This is a genomic window from Psychromonas sp. KJ10-5 (genome assembly GCF_055808325.1).
On sequence record NZ_CM147864.1, the window covers coordinates 923,373 to 939,731 of the forward strand.

Genomic DNA, 16,359 nt, shown 5'->3' on the forward strand with positions numbered 1-16,359 from the left:
TGTCGTGACTTTTTATTGCCAGCTACGGTGATAGGCACCAAGCGTAGTTTGATTACCTTCGGAGAGATTTTCTAATTGCTGATCCCATTGTGGCTTCACTTGATATTGGGCTGGGGACTGCATGTAGCTATCAATGGCTGCTCGCCACACTCTGGTTATTTGTTCCACATAAGCTGGGCTGCGTTGACGACCTTCAATTTTTACTGAGCTAATACCCATCTCAATTAAGTCGGGTAAAAGTGATAGGGTATTTAAACTGGTAGGCTCTTCGAGTGTATGATATATCTGCCCATCAAGGTTAAAACGACCTTTGCATAAAGTGGGATAGCCTGCTTTTTCATCATTATGATATCGGTCGATTAAGATGTTATTTAAACGCGATGTTAAACCTTGTGACGTTTCTTGCCAGCGAACAAATTTGGCGGGAGAACAGGCTCCAACAGTATTGGGTGATTCACCCGTAAAATAAGAAGATAAGTAACATCGTCCCTCTGCCATAATGCATAAGCTACCAAAGGCAAATACTTCTAAAGGAATATGGCTGTTACGTGCGAGTTGTTTAACTTGATGCAGCGATAAAACACGCGGTAATACCACGCGTTTGATATTAAAATTACGCTGATAAAACTCAATAGCAGCGGTATTAGTAGCAGAAGCTTGTACAGATAAATGCAGTGCTAAATCTGGGTATTTTCGGGTGGCGTAATCTAAGGTGGCAATATCTGCAATAATTGCGGCATTTGCTCCTAGGTCAACACATTGGTCAACCGCATTATACCAACGTTTTTCTTGACCTGGGTGAGCAAAGGTATTGATTGCCACATGTAAATGTTTGTTATTATCAGCAACGTACTGCGCACCTTTTACTAGCTTGGATGCATTAAAGTTAAGTCCTGCAAAGTGTCGTGCATTAGTCTCATCCTTTAAACCGATATAAACAGCATCCGCACCGCAATCAATGGCTACTTTCAACGCAGGTAAACTGCCAGCAGGGCATAATAATTCCATACTTACTCCTTTTTAACCACTTATTGTAGTGGGTAAATGGATGGTTTTATTGATGTAGGGCATACATTGTAGGGTTAATAGTGATCCCATCAAATAATTGAGATATGCGAAAAAACATGATTAATTGATGTATAGCAAGTTGTTTTTAGCGGAACAGATTAGAGTAAACATTCCATTCGTCATAGACTAAGAGTAATGATTATGTTGGCCTTGTTTAAAAAAGAGATACACCATCAACTTGTTATTAACGCACCTAAAGTATTAGCTATTCCGTCTCGGTTGATGCCTTTTTATATGCAGAAAAAGGGATTAACTGTAATATTAAATCGATTATTTGATGAACAGATTAAAGAGGGGGATTTAGACTTTTTAAAGGGTAAGTGGCTGACGATTGCTATCGATGACCTGTCTGTATCCTGGCAAGTAAGTTTTAATAAGGAGCTGGTTATTAAAGCAAATGATGGTACACCGGATGTTACTTTCACCTCTAATATTAATGACTTGATTTTAATAGCAGGGCGAAAAGAAGACCCAGATACATTGTTTTTTCAGCGTCGCTTAAACATTGAGGGAGATACTGAACTAGGATTAGAAGTGAAGAACCTTTTAGATAATATTGATTTTGATAATTTTTCCCCTTTTTTACAAAAACTAATGACGCAATTTTCTTTGTTTGTGCAACAGGGCGTTAATCAACCTAATCATTTTATGCCAATTATATTAAACGACTAGATTAAATTTTACGCAAGGAAATAGCCATAGTTAAAGAGGGCAGCTTGAACCCCATAAAATTAACTCGGTTAATTTCTCGGCGGAGGAATAAGGAAAGGTGATAATTATTAAATGGTACTTCCCTTTACGAAACTTACCATAAAGAAATAAGTTATTTTACCCAGTAAAATTGTATGGGAACGGTATCTTTTAAGCGCCAAGGTCTATAGGCTTAGTATTTTATATTTAACGCCAGTGAACAGATGCCAAACGATAACTCAACTCCAACTGCTGAATCGATAGCAGTGACCAATATAGATAAAAGTGAATTAACTTGTGCTAAATGTAATGCTGCCTGCTGTCAGTTAGAAGTGATGTTGATTACTGATACGGGTGTACCTGAACAGTATATTGATCGCGACCAATGGGGTGGTGAAACTATGAAAAAATTAGATGATGGCTGGTGTATCTGTGTCGATCGTGAAACCAAGTTGTGCACTATTTATGAAAATAGACCTTGGGTTTGTAGAATTTTTGAAATGGGGTCCTACGAGTGTAGCGATGAGTTTATTCCAGCAAATTGACATGAGTTGAAGCTAGTAAGTTAATACAGTAAAAAGGAGGTAGATTAACTAACCAACCTCCTTTTTTATTATTGAGTCGCTAGTTGTTTGAAATACAAACAGGTATCAATTAAGCGATTAGCAAATCCCCACTCATTGTCACACCACACTAGCAATTTTACTAAATGGCCATCACTGACACGTGTTTGTGTTCCATCAATAATGCAAGATCGTGGGTCATGATTAAAATCCACCGATACTAAAGGTGCTTCCGTATACCCTAAAATCCCTGATAAAGATGTTGTTGAGATCTGTTGTAAGCATTGGTTAATGTCATCAATGGATACTTTTTTATCAACAGTAATACTTAAGTCCATTGCAGTGACATTGATGGTGGGAACACGTACTGCAATGGCTTCGAATTTATCTGCAAATTTAGGTAAAATACGTTCAATACCTGCCGCTAATTTAGTATCAACGGGAATAATTGATTGGCTCGCCGCGCGTGTTCTGCGCAAATCATGGTGATAAGAGTCAATCACAGGTTGATCGTTCATAGCAGAGTGAATGGTGGTGATCGTGCCACATTTAATATCAAAGGCAGCATCTAAACTGGCAATTACTGGTACAATACAGTTAGTAGTGCAAGAAGCACCTGAAATATAGGTTTCTTGTCCTGTTAATGATAAGTGGTTAACACCATAAACAACTGTTGCATCTACATCTTGATCAGCTGGGTGAGAAAAAATAACTTTTTTAGCGCCGGCTGTTAAATGTGCCTGAGCATCTACCTTTGAGCCATAAATCCCAGTACAGTCGATGACTATATCGATATCTAATGCTTCCCATGGCAAATCACAGATCTTTTCAAAGGCTAACAACTTGATAGCATGATCGGCAATAATGAGATTTTGCTCACTTTGTTTTACGCTAAAAGGAAAGCGTCCATGGGTTGAATCATATTGTGTTAAATGGCAGATAGCATCCGCAGCTGCTAGTTCATTAATGGCCACAATCTCTATTTGAGTTTGATGATTACCTTCAAATAAAGCGCGCACCACACTGCGGCCAATGCGGCCATAACCATTAATTGCAATTCGAAGAGACATTTATTGTTCCATAGTTGAAGGTGGATAGCAGATCATCACTGATAAAGACAACTTATGTTGTGCTCAGGTATTTATATGGCGGTTAACTATGTTAGAAAACGCTATGCTGAATAGAAATGCTATAAAAAGCACATTGTAAAACAAAAACATCTGAAGCACAGAAAAAACTGTCTGAATTTATGGAAAGTAATCAATTAATTAAAAGTGCGCTTATCACTTATTGATGTTCATCTAATATAAGTAAAACTAGGGGGAGCAGAGTGATACGAATCGTTTTTATGAATAGGTTAAAAAACTAAATTTATTTAAATCACTGAAATGTCATATTGGTTTTGTTAACATAGTCACGGTTTTAAAGATACACAAACAGAGTGAATACTCTAAATGAGGAAAAATGAGTTTAAATAAGGATAAGTACAGTATTGATAATACTGACTACACAGTAGGTCAAGATAACGTACAAAAGTGGGGTTTTGATGTTCATAACCCTGTATTTGGGTTTAGTGCAGGTTTTATCGCACTATTTTTAGTGACGATTATGTTTGTTGACCCAGAGTTATCTAAAGCAACATTAGATGGGTTAAAATGGGAAATAATTGGTTCATTTGATGGACTATTTATGTGGTCTGCCAATATATTTGTCATATTCTGTCTTGCATTAATTGTATCACCTTTTGGTAAAATTCGTCTTGGTGGTGCAGAAGCAAAAAGTGATTATTCAACACTATCATGGTTATCTATGCTATTTGCTGCCGGTATGGGGATAGGTTTAATGTTTTGGGGGGTTGCAGAGCCAGTTGCTTATTTCACTGGTTGGTATGAAACGCCGTTGAATGTTGAACCTAATACACCGGAGGCTGCTAAACTGGCACTAGGTGCAACTATGTTCCACTGGGGGCTTCATCCTTGGGCAATTTATGGTGTTGTTGCATTGTCATTAGCTTTTTTTGCTTACAATAAAGGCTTACCGCTTTCAATGCGTTCTATTTTTTATCCAATCTTAGGCGATCGTACTTGGGGTTTACCCGGCCACATTGTTGATATTTTTGCGGTCATCGCGACATTATTTGGTTTAGCAACATCTTTAGGGCTAGGTGCACAACAAGCAGCAAGTGGTTTTCATCACGTTTTTGGTATTGATGATGGATTAACTACACAAGTCTCAATCATTGTTGGTGTAACTATTTTAGCCATCATATCAGTTGTACGTGGCATTGACGGTGGTGTTAAATTAATTAGTAACATCAATATGCTACTGGCAATTGTGTTAGTGGTGTTTGTTGCATTAGTCACTCTAGCGGTTTCTATGGGAACTATCCCAACAACGGTCATGGGTTACATTGAAAATATTATTCCTTTAAGTAACCCACATGGTCGTGAAGATGAAGCTTGGATGCATGGTTGGACAGTGTTTTACTGGGCTTGGTGGATTTCATGGTCACCATTCGTAGGTATGTTTATTGCGCGTGTTTCACGTGGTCGTACAGTCCGTCAGTTTTTGACTGCAGTACTAATTATCCCAACATTAGTGACTATTCTTTGGATGTCTGTATTTGGTGGTGTTGCAATTGATCAAATTATGAATAATGTTGGTGAGTTAGGTACTAATGGGTTAACCGATGTATCACTTGCGATGTTTCAAATGTTTGACCAATTACCATTGGGTAATATTTTATCTTTAATTGCTGTTGTATTAGTCTTGGTATTTTTCATTACCTCTTCTGATTCAGGTTCATTGGTTATCGATAGTATTACTGCTGGTGGTAAAGTTGATGCACCTGTTCCACAACGCATTTTTTGGGCTTCAGTAGAAGGGGCGATTGCTATTGCATTATTGTGGGTTGGAGGAACATCATCAATTCAAGCGTTACAAGCGGGAGCGATCTCAACGGCATTACCGTTCACAATTATTCTATTAATCATGTGTGTAAGCTTGATTATGGGAATGAGAACAGAGCCTAAATTAACAAAATAGAGAAACGTTAAGCTACATTAAAGTGACTTAAAAACCGATTAATCTGTGATTAATCGGTTTTTTTATATTTAGTGGATATCAAAACAAGCAAGTACAACTATCGTTCTAACACTATAACCATAAGTCTTTGATTGGTGTTTCTGGACTGTAATGATAACGCACTTGAGCTTGTAGTAATTCTGCAGTAGCGATGGCATCAGTTAAGGCATCATGAGGTTGATAACTGGGTAGATTATAACGTAAACGGCTGTTCCCTAAACGAATCGATCCCGGTTTTTTACGTTTTAACCAGTTTAAAAATCCCTCACATTGTTTGCTTTGTATAGTAGCTTCAATTTGCATGGTATCTATGACTGGAAAAATGACACCTTCATCGATGAGCGCTCTTAAGTTTAAGTCTAAGAAAGCTCTTTCAATGTTGCGGTAATGGACCACGACCACTTTACCAGCTATTTGTTCTAAAAAGGGCCCTAAAACTCGTAGTAAATCTGGTGCACCTTTTAAATCTGAGTGAGTGATTCCATGAATAATAATTGATTCTTCCTCTAACTTATCTTGCGGAGTGATATACCATTTTTTGGCTTTACGGCATAAAACTCGATTTAAATTGAAGGGCACTAAACCAATGCTAATAATACTGTTTTGTTTGGGGTCTAAACCTGTAGTTTCAAAATCTAACGCAACAAACTCTATCTCTTTCAGTGGGGTGTCATCGTTGTAAGTGCCGGCCTGATAGAATTCAGCTAATCGTTTATCTTTACAATGTCGCCCCTGCAATTGTAAATAAGCATTCCAATTTAAAATCTCTTTATTAATAAAGTTATGCATATAAAACCCTAAAAAGTATTAGCCGTATAACGGTATTTTAAAAAGTTTTGTGCGTTACTTAATACTAGAAAGGCATCTTTTAAATAACGTCTTTCAAGGTCAGACATATTCTCTGGCTCAATATTATTATCTGGTTCAATATCTGATTCGACATCAAGCGCCTGATGACGTAAGCGGACAATTGATATCAATTCCATTGCATGATGTAAATCAGCCCCTTTAGATTTTGGTAAAATTCCTGCTTCAATAATATCATCTAAGCGTTGAAATGAGTTTTGAGATTGTGAACCAATGGCTAATGCATGAACACGTATCAAATCTGCTAATGGTGCAGTACCACGGCGTTTAAGATTAATAGAGTTATTATGACGTCCATCATTTTCCATAACAAAATCTTTGAAGAAACCCAAAGGTGGTTTACGGTTCAATGCGTTACGCGCTAAACAAGCTAAGAAGCGTTTATTGTTTTTAGTGCGGCTAAGAATAAAGCGGTTCAGTTGTTCAGCCCATTTTGTACGGCCATACACTCCATTTAAATCAAAGAAAATATTACAGTTTAATAACGCTTTCGGATTAGGATCGTCAATCCATTCACCAAAGCAGGCTTCCCACTGCATTTGTGTCTTACGGTACTCTGGATTAGTGGCCATAATATCGCCAGTACAATAAGTGTAACCACAAGCATCCAATCCATCACACACAAAATGCGCTAGTTTTTCAAAGTATTCACCATGTATTTCTGGATCATAGTTATTATCCAGTATTAAACCGTTGTCTTGATCTGTTACCAAGAGTTGCTCATCACGTGCCATTGAACCAAGAGCTAAAAAGCAATATGGTATAGGTGGTGGGCCAAATTTTTCTTCAGCAAGTTCAAGTAAACGTTGTTTAAAGCTCCGTCCAATTTCAGACATCGCTCTTCCCACCATGTGCGAGTTAGCATCTTCATTAACCATACGGATAAAACAATCTTTCAATTGGTTAGATAATTGCGCTAAATCTTCGGTGCTTTGTTGCTGGAAAATACTGCTTACAAATAATAAACTGTTTTGCGATTCATACCTTACGATATCAGATACTTCGATTAAACCAATCGGGCGATCTTTCTTTAAAATGGGTAAGTGATGGACATTATTACGTAGCATTAACAACATAGCTTCGGAAATATAAGCATTGTGATCCAGTGAGATAAGATCCGTAGACATAACACTTGAAACAGGGTTATCTACCGTTAAACCTGAGGCAATCACTTTGGCACAAAGATCGTGCTCTGTAATTAATCCCACAAAGTGTTTTTCTTGCTCATTGTTAAGGTCGTTAATTAAGGCTGCAGATTGACCTTCTTCTGCCATAATTTGAGCAACACGTTGAATAGTTGTATCACTAGCAAGGATCAATGGTTCACGAGTTAACAGTGTGGTTACTTTAGAAGTGGTTAAATCAGATCCTTGATTTTTACTGGTTACTGCTTGTTTTAAGCGTGCGCTATCTTCCGATTCTACATAATCGGCAAAGTATTCAAAACGTTCACATAAATCATAAAAAATATGACCTGGAATACAATAGAGCAAGGTGTCTTTAGTTGCTTTTGCTGGAAAGCGAACTTTATTATTAGTTAGTAACCCCATTTGGCCAAACAAACCGCCTTGGTCTAATCGGTTATAAAGGTTGCCGTTACGTCGATAAAGCTCAACAACACCACTGCGTAGCATATATAATTCATTGATTTCATCTTTGAACTCAACAATATTAGTATTCGCACGTTGATAAGATATTTCTATGCTTTTAACAACCTCTATCAGGGCATCTTCAGGAAGCTCATCAAAAGGGGGATATTGGCTGATAAAGTCTTGAATTTCTAATAACTCAACTTCCATGGTGTTCTCGATAATGTTGGGGATAGATTAATGCCGATATTACACAAGTTTATTTGAGTATGTTAGTGGTGAATAAAGAAAATAATAGGATCAATGATCGCTATAAATAAGTAAAAATATTGAATTACATTAGTTTGTCTTCATTTACAAATGTTCAACGAAGAAAGCAGTGTTGAGAAGACTATATTTATGATAAATATAGATATTTTAAGTAAGAAAATGTATACATCCAGTCTGACTTTATTTAGCTTTTCGTGTATTTGACTGTTTTGTTATAGGCTAGCTGTTTGCCTGATTAGTTTGCGCTAATGATTTATTAAAGGATTAATTATAATGGGTATGTCAACGAGACTCGATCTCTTTTTAGATGTTGTACAGCATGGATCGTTTGCTAAAGCTGCAGGGGTAAGAAACATTGATCGTTCTGCGTTATCGAAGCAGATAAAAATATTAGAAGATGATTTAGGTGTGCGATTACTGAATCGTTCAACACGCGCTTTATCTTTAACTGATGCCGGCAAAGAGATTTTAAAACAAGCCGAATCAGTGCGTGAGTTATTAGCTAATACACAACGTTTAGCGGAATCTTATCATTCAACACCCAAAGGATTATTAAGAGTTACTAGTCCCTCTCTGTTTGGGAAAATGTATATTCAAGATGCAGTTACCCAGTTTATGGCGGAGTATCCAGAGACACATATAAAACTTGTTTTAGAAGATAGACGCGCAGATATTATTGGTGAGCGTTTTGATATTGCATTTCGTATAGGGCCTCCACGAGATTCTAGCCTTATTGCACGTAAACTGGCGAATAATAATACCGCTATTTTAGCCTCACAACATTTTATCGACACTTATGGAGAGCCTACCACACCTGAAGAGTTAGTTAAGTTACCGGCTATTATCTATTCTAATGGTGAAATTACAGCCAATAAATTAATTATTTCAGATAAACCGAATAGTGAACAGATGGAGACACATGTTTTATCTGGGAGACTTGAGGTGAATGAACTGAGTGTATTGATGGATGCAGTGGAAGCAGGACTAGGCTTTTCACAACGTAGCCTATTTGCATTAGACAAAAATATTAAAGAAAAAGGCTTAGTGCCACTTTTAACTAATTATAAGTTACCTGAAACAAATTGGGGATTATATGCAGTATATCCACACCGAAATCAAACGCCATTAGTAAAGTTATTTATCGATACAGTGCAAAAGATGATAGGAACACCACCTATTTGGGAGTCGTACATAGATGACTATAAAGAGATGTATAAATAGTAGAAAGCAAAATGCCAGCATAAAAGCTGGCATTGATTCAATTAAGTTTAGCAATCAGATTAATGATTTTCAGACTTAATTGTAGAGAAGTGGTAGTCAACATCAACTACAGCACGGTAAACAATTTCACCACGTTGTTGAGCAAATTCTTGAACTGATACTTTAGAGTTATCAATTTCAATGTTGTTTGCCGGTGATTGAGTGATGATCAATAATTTTTGACGTAATTGAGCATCAGATAAATTTTCTAGGTTATCGACATAAGCAAAACCTGCTTCGTATGCTTGTGCTTTATCAGCAAATGCATCTGTGTTGAAGTTTTTCTCTGAGTGTACAACTTGTGTGCTTGCTAGTGCGCCAGTGCTGATTAATAAAGCGGCTGCTAATGTAGTTAATTTTTTCATTTTTTATACCTTAATTCTGTTCGTTTCTGTACCGTGTGTGGCGATTAAAAGGCTCCGTTACGCGGAGCTACTTCATATAATTAGTTGTCGTTTTTAAGTGTAGTAAAGTGGTAATCTACATCTACAACTGCACGGTAAGCTACTTCGCCACGAGCTTGAGAGAATTCTTCAACAAATACTTTAGAGTTGTCGATTTCAATGTTTGTCGCTGGAGTTTGAGAGATAACTAATAATTTTTGACGTAATTGAGCGTCAGATAAATCTTTTAAGTTATCTAGGTAATCAAAACCTGCTTCATAAGCTTGTTCTTTATTATCGAAAGAATCAGTGTTAAAATTTTTGTCAGAGTGAACAACTTGTGTACTTGCAAATACGCTTGTGCTGATAAGTAAAGTTGCTGCTAAAGTAGTTAATTTTTTCATGTTTGTTGCCTCTATAAAATTTCAGAAAGTTTGTTTATTACTTCTATTTATAGAGTGAGTAGCATATCCCTATAGGCTTTCCTCTCACTCGATGGAAACATTATGAGCTTATTTTTTGTGATCGTCATCACATTATATTTCCATTCATTGTGGCATTTTTTGCACCAATCATTTTATTCTTATACTGTCCGAGCAAATTACTAAATAATAAAAATCATATTAAAATTTATAGGGCCACTTTAAGTAATTGATTTTATTTGTTTAATTTTCCCATAGAGATATGTTGATTTTTCGTTATTATTTTCGCCCTTAAACAGACGTTGCTAATATGTTTGTAAAATTACTATTTAGGGTATTTCTTATGCTTTTTTTGAATAATGCCAAATATATTAATGAAGAGAGCTAAATTTAAGTAGGTACAGGCTTAGTTTGAGGCTTAAGTAGACATTTGTTCTGCTGGGTAATAAGTGGTTAAATGATTTCAGTTATAGTTTCAATAAATCACCTCGTACCGCGTAACACTGATGTCATTGTATAATCTAAAAAATATTATAATTTTAAACATAATTCCCCTTTCATTAACCAGAATTGACGCTATATAGCTAGAGCTTGATAGTCACAAAATTTATATCTGCAAGCGCTACTTAAAATAAAGGCACGTTAAAACATCAGCCTACCACTGCCTGTATGGCGTTTTACATGATGCCCTGGTAGTCGGCTTAAACAGTAAGCATTTTTAACTTCACCTTTTAAAACTGATTCCATTGCGTAAATGGGCTACCTTCACCTGGTCCCTTTGTACTTTCTTGTGAAAGAAAGTTATATAACGTTCTGTATGAAACCGTTGTAATGCTTATATTGTTGCTAAACATGAATCAATAGACGTTTGGTTTCTGGGTTTGATAGGAAGTCGTTGCTTGAAAATAAATGCCACGGTCATCATAAATAGAGCGATTGCCTGTATCGTGCTATATACAAATGTCATGGTATAAAAAGCCTATTTTATCTGTCATAGAAAACCTTATTTAGTCTAACCTTAAAATATAAAGACATCTAAGCTTAATCGCTTAGATGTCTGTGCACTTCTATTTAAGGGGGGATGATGCGATTATTCGCTAATTTCTTTGGTCATTTTACTTAACTATTTTTATAGACTTTTAAGCAAGAATAAGAAAAAACACAACAGATATTGCCGCTGTGATTAACGTATAAGGTAATTGCGTTAAAGCATGATTCATTGGGCTAATGCCGCATGCTTTAGCAGATAACACCGTTGAATCACCGTAGAAACAAGCATGTGAACCAAAGGCCGATGCGGATATTAATGCACCTACGACTATGGGTAAATCTGCACCTAAGTTCATTGCTAGTGGTATAACAATCGGCATCCCCACAACAAATATGCCCCAGAATGATGCTGTTGCAAAAGCCAATGCTGCCATGGTGATAAATACAAGGGCAGGTAAGTAATCCACTGTCATGAATTGAGATACGGATTCAATCACATAGGATGTTGTTCCTAATGAATCATTTACCTGTGCTAACATAAAACCACAAAATAAGGTGCCTAATGGTGCAATCATATCGATAAAGCCACTTAAAATAGCATCGAACATTTTTCCGATAGGCATAATATTTTGTACTGCATATAAACCTACAGTTAAAAAAATGGCAGCCATTGCACCGGCCATAACGTCGATATCAAATAACCAAGTAAAGAATATTAGCGCACCGATTGGGATAAAGAAGTTAAGCATATTACTGTTTTTCACTGCTGGTTTTATTTCTTGCTCTGCTGCTGCATCTTCTTCACACAATACCGCTCCAGTAGTCATTGCACGTTCTTCAGCTGCTTTCATTTTACCGAATAAAGGAATGTTACGGTTAATAACTAAAGCAACAACAATAAGACAAACCCAAGCATAAATCATATAAGGAATAGCGCTAATAAATAGATCCATGCCTCCACCTTCTCCAGCAGCGCCAGTTTCCTCAAGCAAGCCAGAGAAAAATACAGCCCAAGTTGAGAAAGGTAAAATGATGCACACTGGTGCAGCTGTCGAGTCAACAATATAAGAGAGGAATTCACGAGATACTTTAACTTTATCGGTTGCTTTACGCATTGATGAACCAATGGTTAGGGCATTTAAATAATCATCAATAAAAATCACCAACCCCAATGCCATAGTAGAGAATAATGTGCCTTTGCGACTAGTCACTTTATTGGATAACCAGTTACCAAAGCTGTCTGCACCACCAGCACAACTTATTAAAGCAATCATACTGCCCATCAATCCACAGGCAATAAATATCCACGCAACAACATCATTTTGAAATACGGTTAAAAATATATCACCTAATGATGGAATAAATTCAGCCGGTGATTTAGTCATTAATAAGCCTACTATAACCCCAATAAATAGAGACTCAACCGTACGTTTAGTGTAGATAGCTGTAGTAACGACAACCAATACGGGTAATAAACTCCAAGCACCATATTCAGATTTTTCTGCGCCTATTACGTGGTAGCAAGCTAAGGCAATGGCGGCGACTATAAATGCGATAATGGTTACTTTAATATTGATATGATTTTTTTGTATACGGCCTAATTCGGGACCCATCTTTGGTCTTGTCATGATTAACTTCCTTTGTATTCTCTTTCAGAACCATGATGCATCAGCAATGATAATGGTTCATGGTATTATTTTTAAAACATTAAATTGCAATGTTTGGCAATCTAATGTTTTTTAATTAAAGGGGGGTTATTTTTCGGTATTAATTACTTTAGGTTGTTGCTGGGTGATACAGTGGATATTGCCCCCACCAAGCAGTATTTCTCGAGCGGGAATACCAATGACTTCTCTATCTGGAAATTGTTCCGCTAAAATCGCTGCTGCTGTTTCGTCTTTTTTAGGATCTAATTTTGGAAAGACAATATGTTTGTTAGCAATATAAAAATTCGCATAAGAGCCTGCTAAACGCTGACCTTCTTCGCGTGGTTGACTATCTTCATTATCATCAATACCGGTGGCTTCTTCTTTACTGATAAAGAGTGGGCCAGGGTGGGGTAATTTGACCACTTTTAATTGTCGGCCTTGCGCATCAATGCTGTTGGTTAAAATATGATAAGCATCTTTAGATATTGCGTGTTGAGGGTCATTTGGATCATCACAGTAATGAAGAGCTACAACACCTGGTTTAATGAAGCAACATAGGTTGTCGATATGTCCATCCGTTTCATCTTCTATGGTGCCTTGGTCTAACCAAATAATACGTTCCACATTTAAATAGGCTTTTAATAATTGTTCAATCTGCTCTTTACTTAGATCTGGATTACGGTTTGGGTTAAGTAGGCACTCTTTTGTTGTAATTAATGTTCCTTGGCCATCAACATGAATTGAGCCTCCTTCTAAAACGAGTGGGGCATCAAAACGCGTTGCATCGGTAATTTCACATACCTTTTGTGCTACGCGACTATCTTTAGACCAATCAGGATAAAGTCCACCTTGTTCACCACCCCATGCATTAAAGTCCCAATCGACAGCGGCAAGATCGCCGTTGTCGTTGACTAAAAAACTTGGGCCAATATCACGCATCCAAGCATCATTGCTACTCATTTCTACTACTTTAATATGGTCAGGTAATAGGTTACGGGCATTATCATATTGCTGATCACTCACTGCCACCGTCACTTCTTCACTTTTAGCGATTGCACAGGCAACTTCCACAAAAGATTTTTGGGCAGGTACGGCGTTTAAACGCCATACATCATTACGTTCAGGCCACAGCATCCAACAGCCATCGTGAGGTTCAAACTCACCGGGCATTCGAAAACCTGCTTCTACCAAACTATTGTTATTTGTCATGGCCACCACCTATATGAATTTGTCTATTTTTAAGTCTTCAATAGTCGATTCGATTGCAGAACGAAGAATAGACACAACCTCATCTACTGTATCGCGTGTCCAAATAAGTGGAGGTGAAAGTACATTTAAGTGTGCTATTGGTCTAACGATTAATCCTAAATTTTGGCAATGTTGGGCAATACGCTTTCCAACATTGGCTTCATAAGGAATAAGTTCTTTTGTCTCTTTATTAGCAACACTCTCAATGCACATCATAAAATGACTACCACGTACATCACCTACAATTGATAACTCTTTTAATGTTTTAAGTTGTTGCTCTAAATAAGGGCCTACTGCTAATACGTTTTCACATATTTTTTCACGTTCCATTATTTCGATATTTTTTAATGCTACAGCACAGGCAACAGGGTGACCAGAGTATGTAAATCCAGTACTAAAAACCGCACCTTTGGCTTGTGGTTTTTTGATTACATCGTAAATTTCATCACTTAATAATGTTGCACCTAATGGGATATAACCTGAAGTTATTCCTTTTGCACAAATGATGATGTCAGGTTGAATACCAAATACTGACTCACTAGCAAAGAAGTGTCCTAAACGTCCAAATGCGGTCACTACTTCATCTGAAATAAATAGGATGTCATTGGCTTTACATAAATCAAAAATTCTTTTGTGGTAACCTTCAGGTGCGACTAAAACACCGCCTGCTCCCATAATTGGCTCTGCTATAAAGGCGGCAACTTGATCTGCGCCTCCCATTTCAGAAAGGTTGGTTTCAAAGTCTTTGACTAGATAGTCACAGTATTCTGCTTCATTCATTCCTTCAGGCATGCGGTAACAATTGGCTTCACTAATATGCGTCACTAAGTCGTTGACTACATCAAATCCTTCATTATTACCGACAGTCCCAGTAAGCGTTGATGCCATGTAAGTGGTGCCATGATAACCACTGTGGCGAGACATAATTTTCTTTTTACTTGGCTTACCAATCTGGTTGAAGTAATAATGGACAATGCGTATTGCCTGATCATTCGCGACTGAACCACCACAGCTGTAAAATACATGATTTAAATTAGATGGTGCTAGGGAAGCAAGTTTGGTTGAAAGTTGAATTGCAGGGATGTTAGATAAGTTATTAAAAGGTGAGTAATAAGCCATTTTAGTTGCTTGTTCAGCCATTACTTGACCCAACTCAGCTCGTCCATGTCCTATATTGACACACCATAATCCTGCAATACCATCTAAATACTTATTGTCATTGATATCATAGATATACGCACCTTCACTGTGAGCGATGATATCGCAGCCAGATTGATGAAAGTCTGAGAAATCAGTAAATGGATGTACGAAGTGGTCTTTATCTTGTTGCCATAGTGCTTTAACATCATATTGCATATTTATAACCCATTGTTTATTATGAAGTAAGTATCATTGAAGATATATCATGCTTTTTAAATTACTATCAGTGCTAAGATGTTTGATATACCGCTAGGGGGGTAAATAGTTAATTTATTCATCTTTTATTACACTAAAGGACAGTTATGGATTGGAATAAATCAATAGCAAATATGATCAATCATATGTCGCTACAGAGTTGGCCTGGTGTCATGATTGAAAGTCTACAAGACTTAGCGCATTTCGATACTTGGTTAGTTGCTACCTATAAACAACAATTCAAACCGATCGTTGTTCACACTTCGTATCAGATTGAATCGCAGAAGAAAATTCATCGCTTTCTTAATAAAGCCTATTTATTAGATCCGCTTTTTAACGCTATAGAAAATGGGTTGAACGACGGTTTATACCGTTTGCGAGATCTCGCCCCAGATCAATTTAATAATACAGAGCAATATAAAAGTTGTTACAGCGATTTTGATTTAAGTGATGAGATAATTTTTGTCACCCGTTTTGATAATGGTGTGGTGTTTACTATCTCTTTAGGTAGAACATCAAAATTAGGTGGAATTAGTCGTGTTGAGCTTAATCGATTAAAGAGTGTACAGCCTATTTTACAAGCAATGAGTAAACAATTTTGGAATACACAATTTTCCCAGTATGTGCATGATGAGCAATCACGTTACTCCTTAGAATATGCAATTAATACTTTTGATAGTAACGTATTGACGCCTCGTGAAAAACAAATAACTGGTTTGATATTGCAAGGACATTCATCTAAATCAATTTCTGAGTCGTTGAATATCAGTGTGGGAACAATTAAGGTGCACCGTAAAAGCATTTATATGAAACTGGATATCTGTAGAGAGTCAGAATTATTCTCACAATTTATTAATCATTTACGCACCCTCTCATAAATA

14 protein-coding genes are annotated in these 16,359 nt (G+C 36.9%); 5 read left to right on the top strand and 9 right to left on the bottom strand.

The annotated features are described in order from the left end of the window. Positions 1-12 precede the first annotated feature (12 nt). A complete protein-coding gene (gene ubiU, locus AC0L3W_RS04255) occupies positions 13-1,008 on the bottom strand; it encodes a ubiquinone anaerobic biosynthesis protein UbiU (protein WP_290039293.1) in 996 nt (331 codons plus the stop codon). A gap of 201 nt (positions 1,009-1,209) precedes the next feature. On the opposite strand from ubiU, the gene ubiT reads away from it, so the two are divergent. Both ubiT and AC0L3W_RS04265 read left to right on the top strand, forming a co-directional pair. Further along, entirely contained in the window at positions 1,210-1,740 is a 531-nt protein-coding gene (ubiT, locus tag AC0L3W_RS04260) for a ubiquinone anaerobic biosynthesis accessory factor UbiT (protein ID WP_409439600.1), read from the top strand. 242 nt (positions 1,741-1,982) lie between these two features. Continuing rightward, positions 1,983-2,303, top strand: coding sequence for a YkgJ family cysteine cluster protein (locus tag AC0L3W_RS04265; protein ID WP_290039295.1), 321 nt, complete (start codon positions 1,983-1,985; stop codon positions 2,301-2,303). A gap of 68 nt (positions 2,304-2,371) precedes the next feature. On the opposite strand, the gene epd is transcribed toward AC0L3W_RS04265, so the two are convergent. Beyond that, complete coding sequence (epd, locus tag AC0L3W_RS04270) at positions 2,372-3,391, bottom strand: erythrose-4-phosphate dehydrogenase (protein ID WP_290039296.1); 1,020 nt, start codon at positions 3,389-3,391, stop codon at positions 2,372-2,374. A gap of 394 nt (positions 3,392-3,785) precedes the next feature. Here epd and AC0L3W_RS04275 point away from each other — a divergent pair, with 394 nt between their 5' ends. Next, positions 3,786-5,366, top strand: coding sequence for a BCCT family transporter (locus AC0L3W_RS04275; RefSeq protein ID WP_290039297.1), 1,581 nt, complete (start codon positions 3,786-3,788; stop codon positions 5,364-5,366). Positions 5,367-5,477: 111 nt separating this feature from the next. On the opposite strand, the gene AC0L3W_RS04280 is transcribed toward AC0L3W_RS04275, so the two are convergent. Together AC0L3W_RS04280 and AC0L3W_RS04285 are read right to left on the bottom strand one after the other, a co-directional pair. Next, positions 5,478-6,194, bottom strand: a complete 717-nt coding sequence (locus tag AC0L3W_RS04280; protein ID WP_290039298.1) for a 3'-5' exonuclease — start codon at positions 6,192-6,194, stop codon at positions 5,478-5,480. Between the two features lie 8 nt (positions 6,195-6,202). Further along, on the bottom strand, positions 6,203-8,071 hold the full coding sequence (locus AC0L3W_RS04285; protein ID WP_290039299.1) for a DUF294 nucleotidyltransferase-like domain-containing protein: 1,869 nt from the start codon (positions 8,069-8,071) through the stop codon (positions 6,203-6,205). Positions 8,072-8,404: 333 nt separating this feature from the next. Here AC0L3W_RS04285 and AC0L3W_RS04290 point away from each other — a divergent pair, with 333 nt between their 5' ends. Next, complete coding sequence (locus AC0L3W_RS04290; RefSeq protein WP_290039300.1) at positions 8,405-9,352, top strand: LysR family transcriptional regulator; 948 nt, start codon at positions 8,405-8,407, stop codon at positions 9,350-9,352. A 59-nt stretch (positions 9,353-9,411) separates the two neighbouring features. Here the strand turns inward: AC0L3W_RS04290 and AC0L3W_RS04295 are convergent, their stop codons facing one another. The 5 genes from AC0L3W_RS04295 to AC0L3W_RS04315 all read right to left on the bottom strand — a co-directional run bounded on the left by AC0L3W_RS04295 (position 9,412) and on the right by AC0L3W_RS04315 (position 15,439). Continuing rightward, positions 9,412-9,756, bottom strand: coding sequence for a DUF3316 domain-containing protein (locus AC0L3W_RS04295; protein WP_290039301.1), 345 nt, complete (start codon positions 9,754-9,756; stop codon positions 9,412-9,414). A gap of 80 nt (positions 9,757-9,836) precedes the next feature. After that, positions 9,837-10,178 carry a DUF3316 domain-containing protein gene (locus AC0L3W_RS04300; RefSeq protein ID WP_290039302.1) on the bottom strand — a complete coding sequence of 114 codons (342 nt, stop codon included), beginning with the start codon at positions 10,176-10,178 and terminating at the stop codon, positions 9,837-9,839. A gap of 1,157 nt (positions 10,179-11,335) precedes the next feature. Beyond that, positions 11,336-12,814: a Na+/H+ antiporter NhaC family protein gene (locus AC0L3W_RS04305; RefSeq protein WP_409439599.1), complete on the bottom strand. Its 1,479-nt coding sequence runs from the start codon at positions 12,812-12,814 to the stop codon at positions 11,336-11,338. A gap of 126 nt (positions 12,815-12,940) precedes the next feature. After that, positions 12,941-14,044, bottom strand: a complete 1,104-nt coding sequence (gene aguA / locus AC0L3W_RS04310) for an agmatine deiminase (protein ID WP_409439598.1) — start codon at positions 14,042-14,044, stop codon at positions 12,941-12,943. Between the two features lie 9 nt (positions 14,045-14,053). After that, on the bottom strand, positions 14,054-15,439 hold the full coding sequence (locus AC0L3W_RS04315) for an aminotransferase (RefSeq protein WP_290039305.1): 1,386 nt from the start codon (positions 15,437-15,439) through the stop codon (positions 14,054-14,056). Positions 15,440-15,585: 146 nt separating this feature from the next. Here AC0L3W_RS04315 and AC0L3W_RS04320 point away from each other — a divergent pair, with 146 nt between their 5' ends. Then, on the top strand, positions 15,586-16,356 hold the full coding sequence (locus AC0L3W_RS04320) for a helix-turn-helix transcriptional regulator (protein ID WP_290039306.1): 771 nt from the start codon (positions 15,586-15,588) through the stop codon (positions 16,354-16,356). Positions 16,357-16,359 lie beyond the last annotated feature (3 nt).

Bases quoted from the DNA above. Each gene is read 5' to 3' on its own strand.
- ubiU (WP_290039293.1), bottom strand. From the start codon at position 1,008: ATGGAATTATTATGCCCTGCTGGCAGTTTACCTGCGTTGAAAGTAGCC.
- AC0L3W_RS04265 (WP_290039295.1), top strand. From the start codon at position 1,983: ATGCCAAACGATAACTCAACTCCAACTGCTGAATCGATAGCAGTGACC.
- aguA (WP_409439598.1), bottom strand. From the start codon at position 14,044: ATGACAAATAACAATAGTTTGGTAGAAGCAGGTTTTCGAATGCCCGGT.
- AC0L3W_RS04315 (WP_290039305.1), bottom strand. From the start codon at position 15,439: ATGCAATATGATGTTAAAGCACTATGGCAACAAGATAAAGACCACTTC.
- epd (WP_290039296.1), bottom strand. From the start codon at position 3,391: ATGTCTCTTCGAATTGCAATTAATGGTTATGGCCGCATTGGCCGCAGT.
- AC0L3W_RS04275 (WP_290039297.1), top strand. From the start codon at position 3,786: ATGAGTTTAAATAAGGATAAGTACAGTATTGATAATACTGACTACACA.
- AC0L3W_RS04290 (WP_290039300.1), top strand. From the start codon at position 8,405: ATGGGTATGTCAACGAGACTCGATCTCTTTTTAGATGTTGTACAGCAT.
- AC0L3W_RS04300 (WP_290039302.1), bottom strand. From the start codon at position 10,178: ATGAAAAAATTAACTACTTTAGCAGCAACTTTACTTATCAGCACAAGC.
- AC0L3W_RS04320 (WP_290039306.1), top strand. From the start codon at position 15,586: ATGGATTGGAATAAATCAATAGCAAATATGATCAATCATATGTCGCTA.
- AC0L3W_RS04280 (WP_290039298.1), bottom strand. From the start codon at position 6,194: ATGCATAACTTTATTAATAAAGAGATTTTAAATTGGAATGCTTATTTA.
- ubiT (WP_409439600.1), top strand. From the start codon at position 1,210: ATGTTGGCCTTGTTTAAAAAAGAGATACACCATCAACTTGTTATTAAC.
- AC0L3W_RS04285 (WP_290039299.1), bottom strand. From the start codon at position 8,071: ATGGAAGTTGAGTTATTAGAAATTCAAGACTTTATCAGCCAATATCCC.
- AC0L3W_RS04295 (WP_290039301.1), bottom strand. From the start codon at position 9,756: ATGAAAAAATTAACTACATTAGCAGCCGCTTTATTAATCAGCACTGGC.
- AC0L3W_RS04305 (WP_409439599.1), bottom strand. From the start codon at position 12,814: ATGACAAGACCAAAGATGGGTCCCGAATTAGGCCGTATACAAAAAAAT.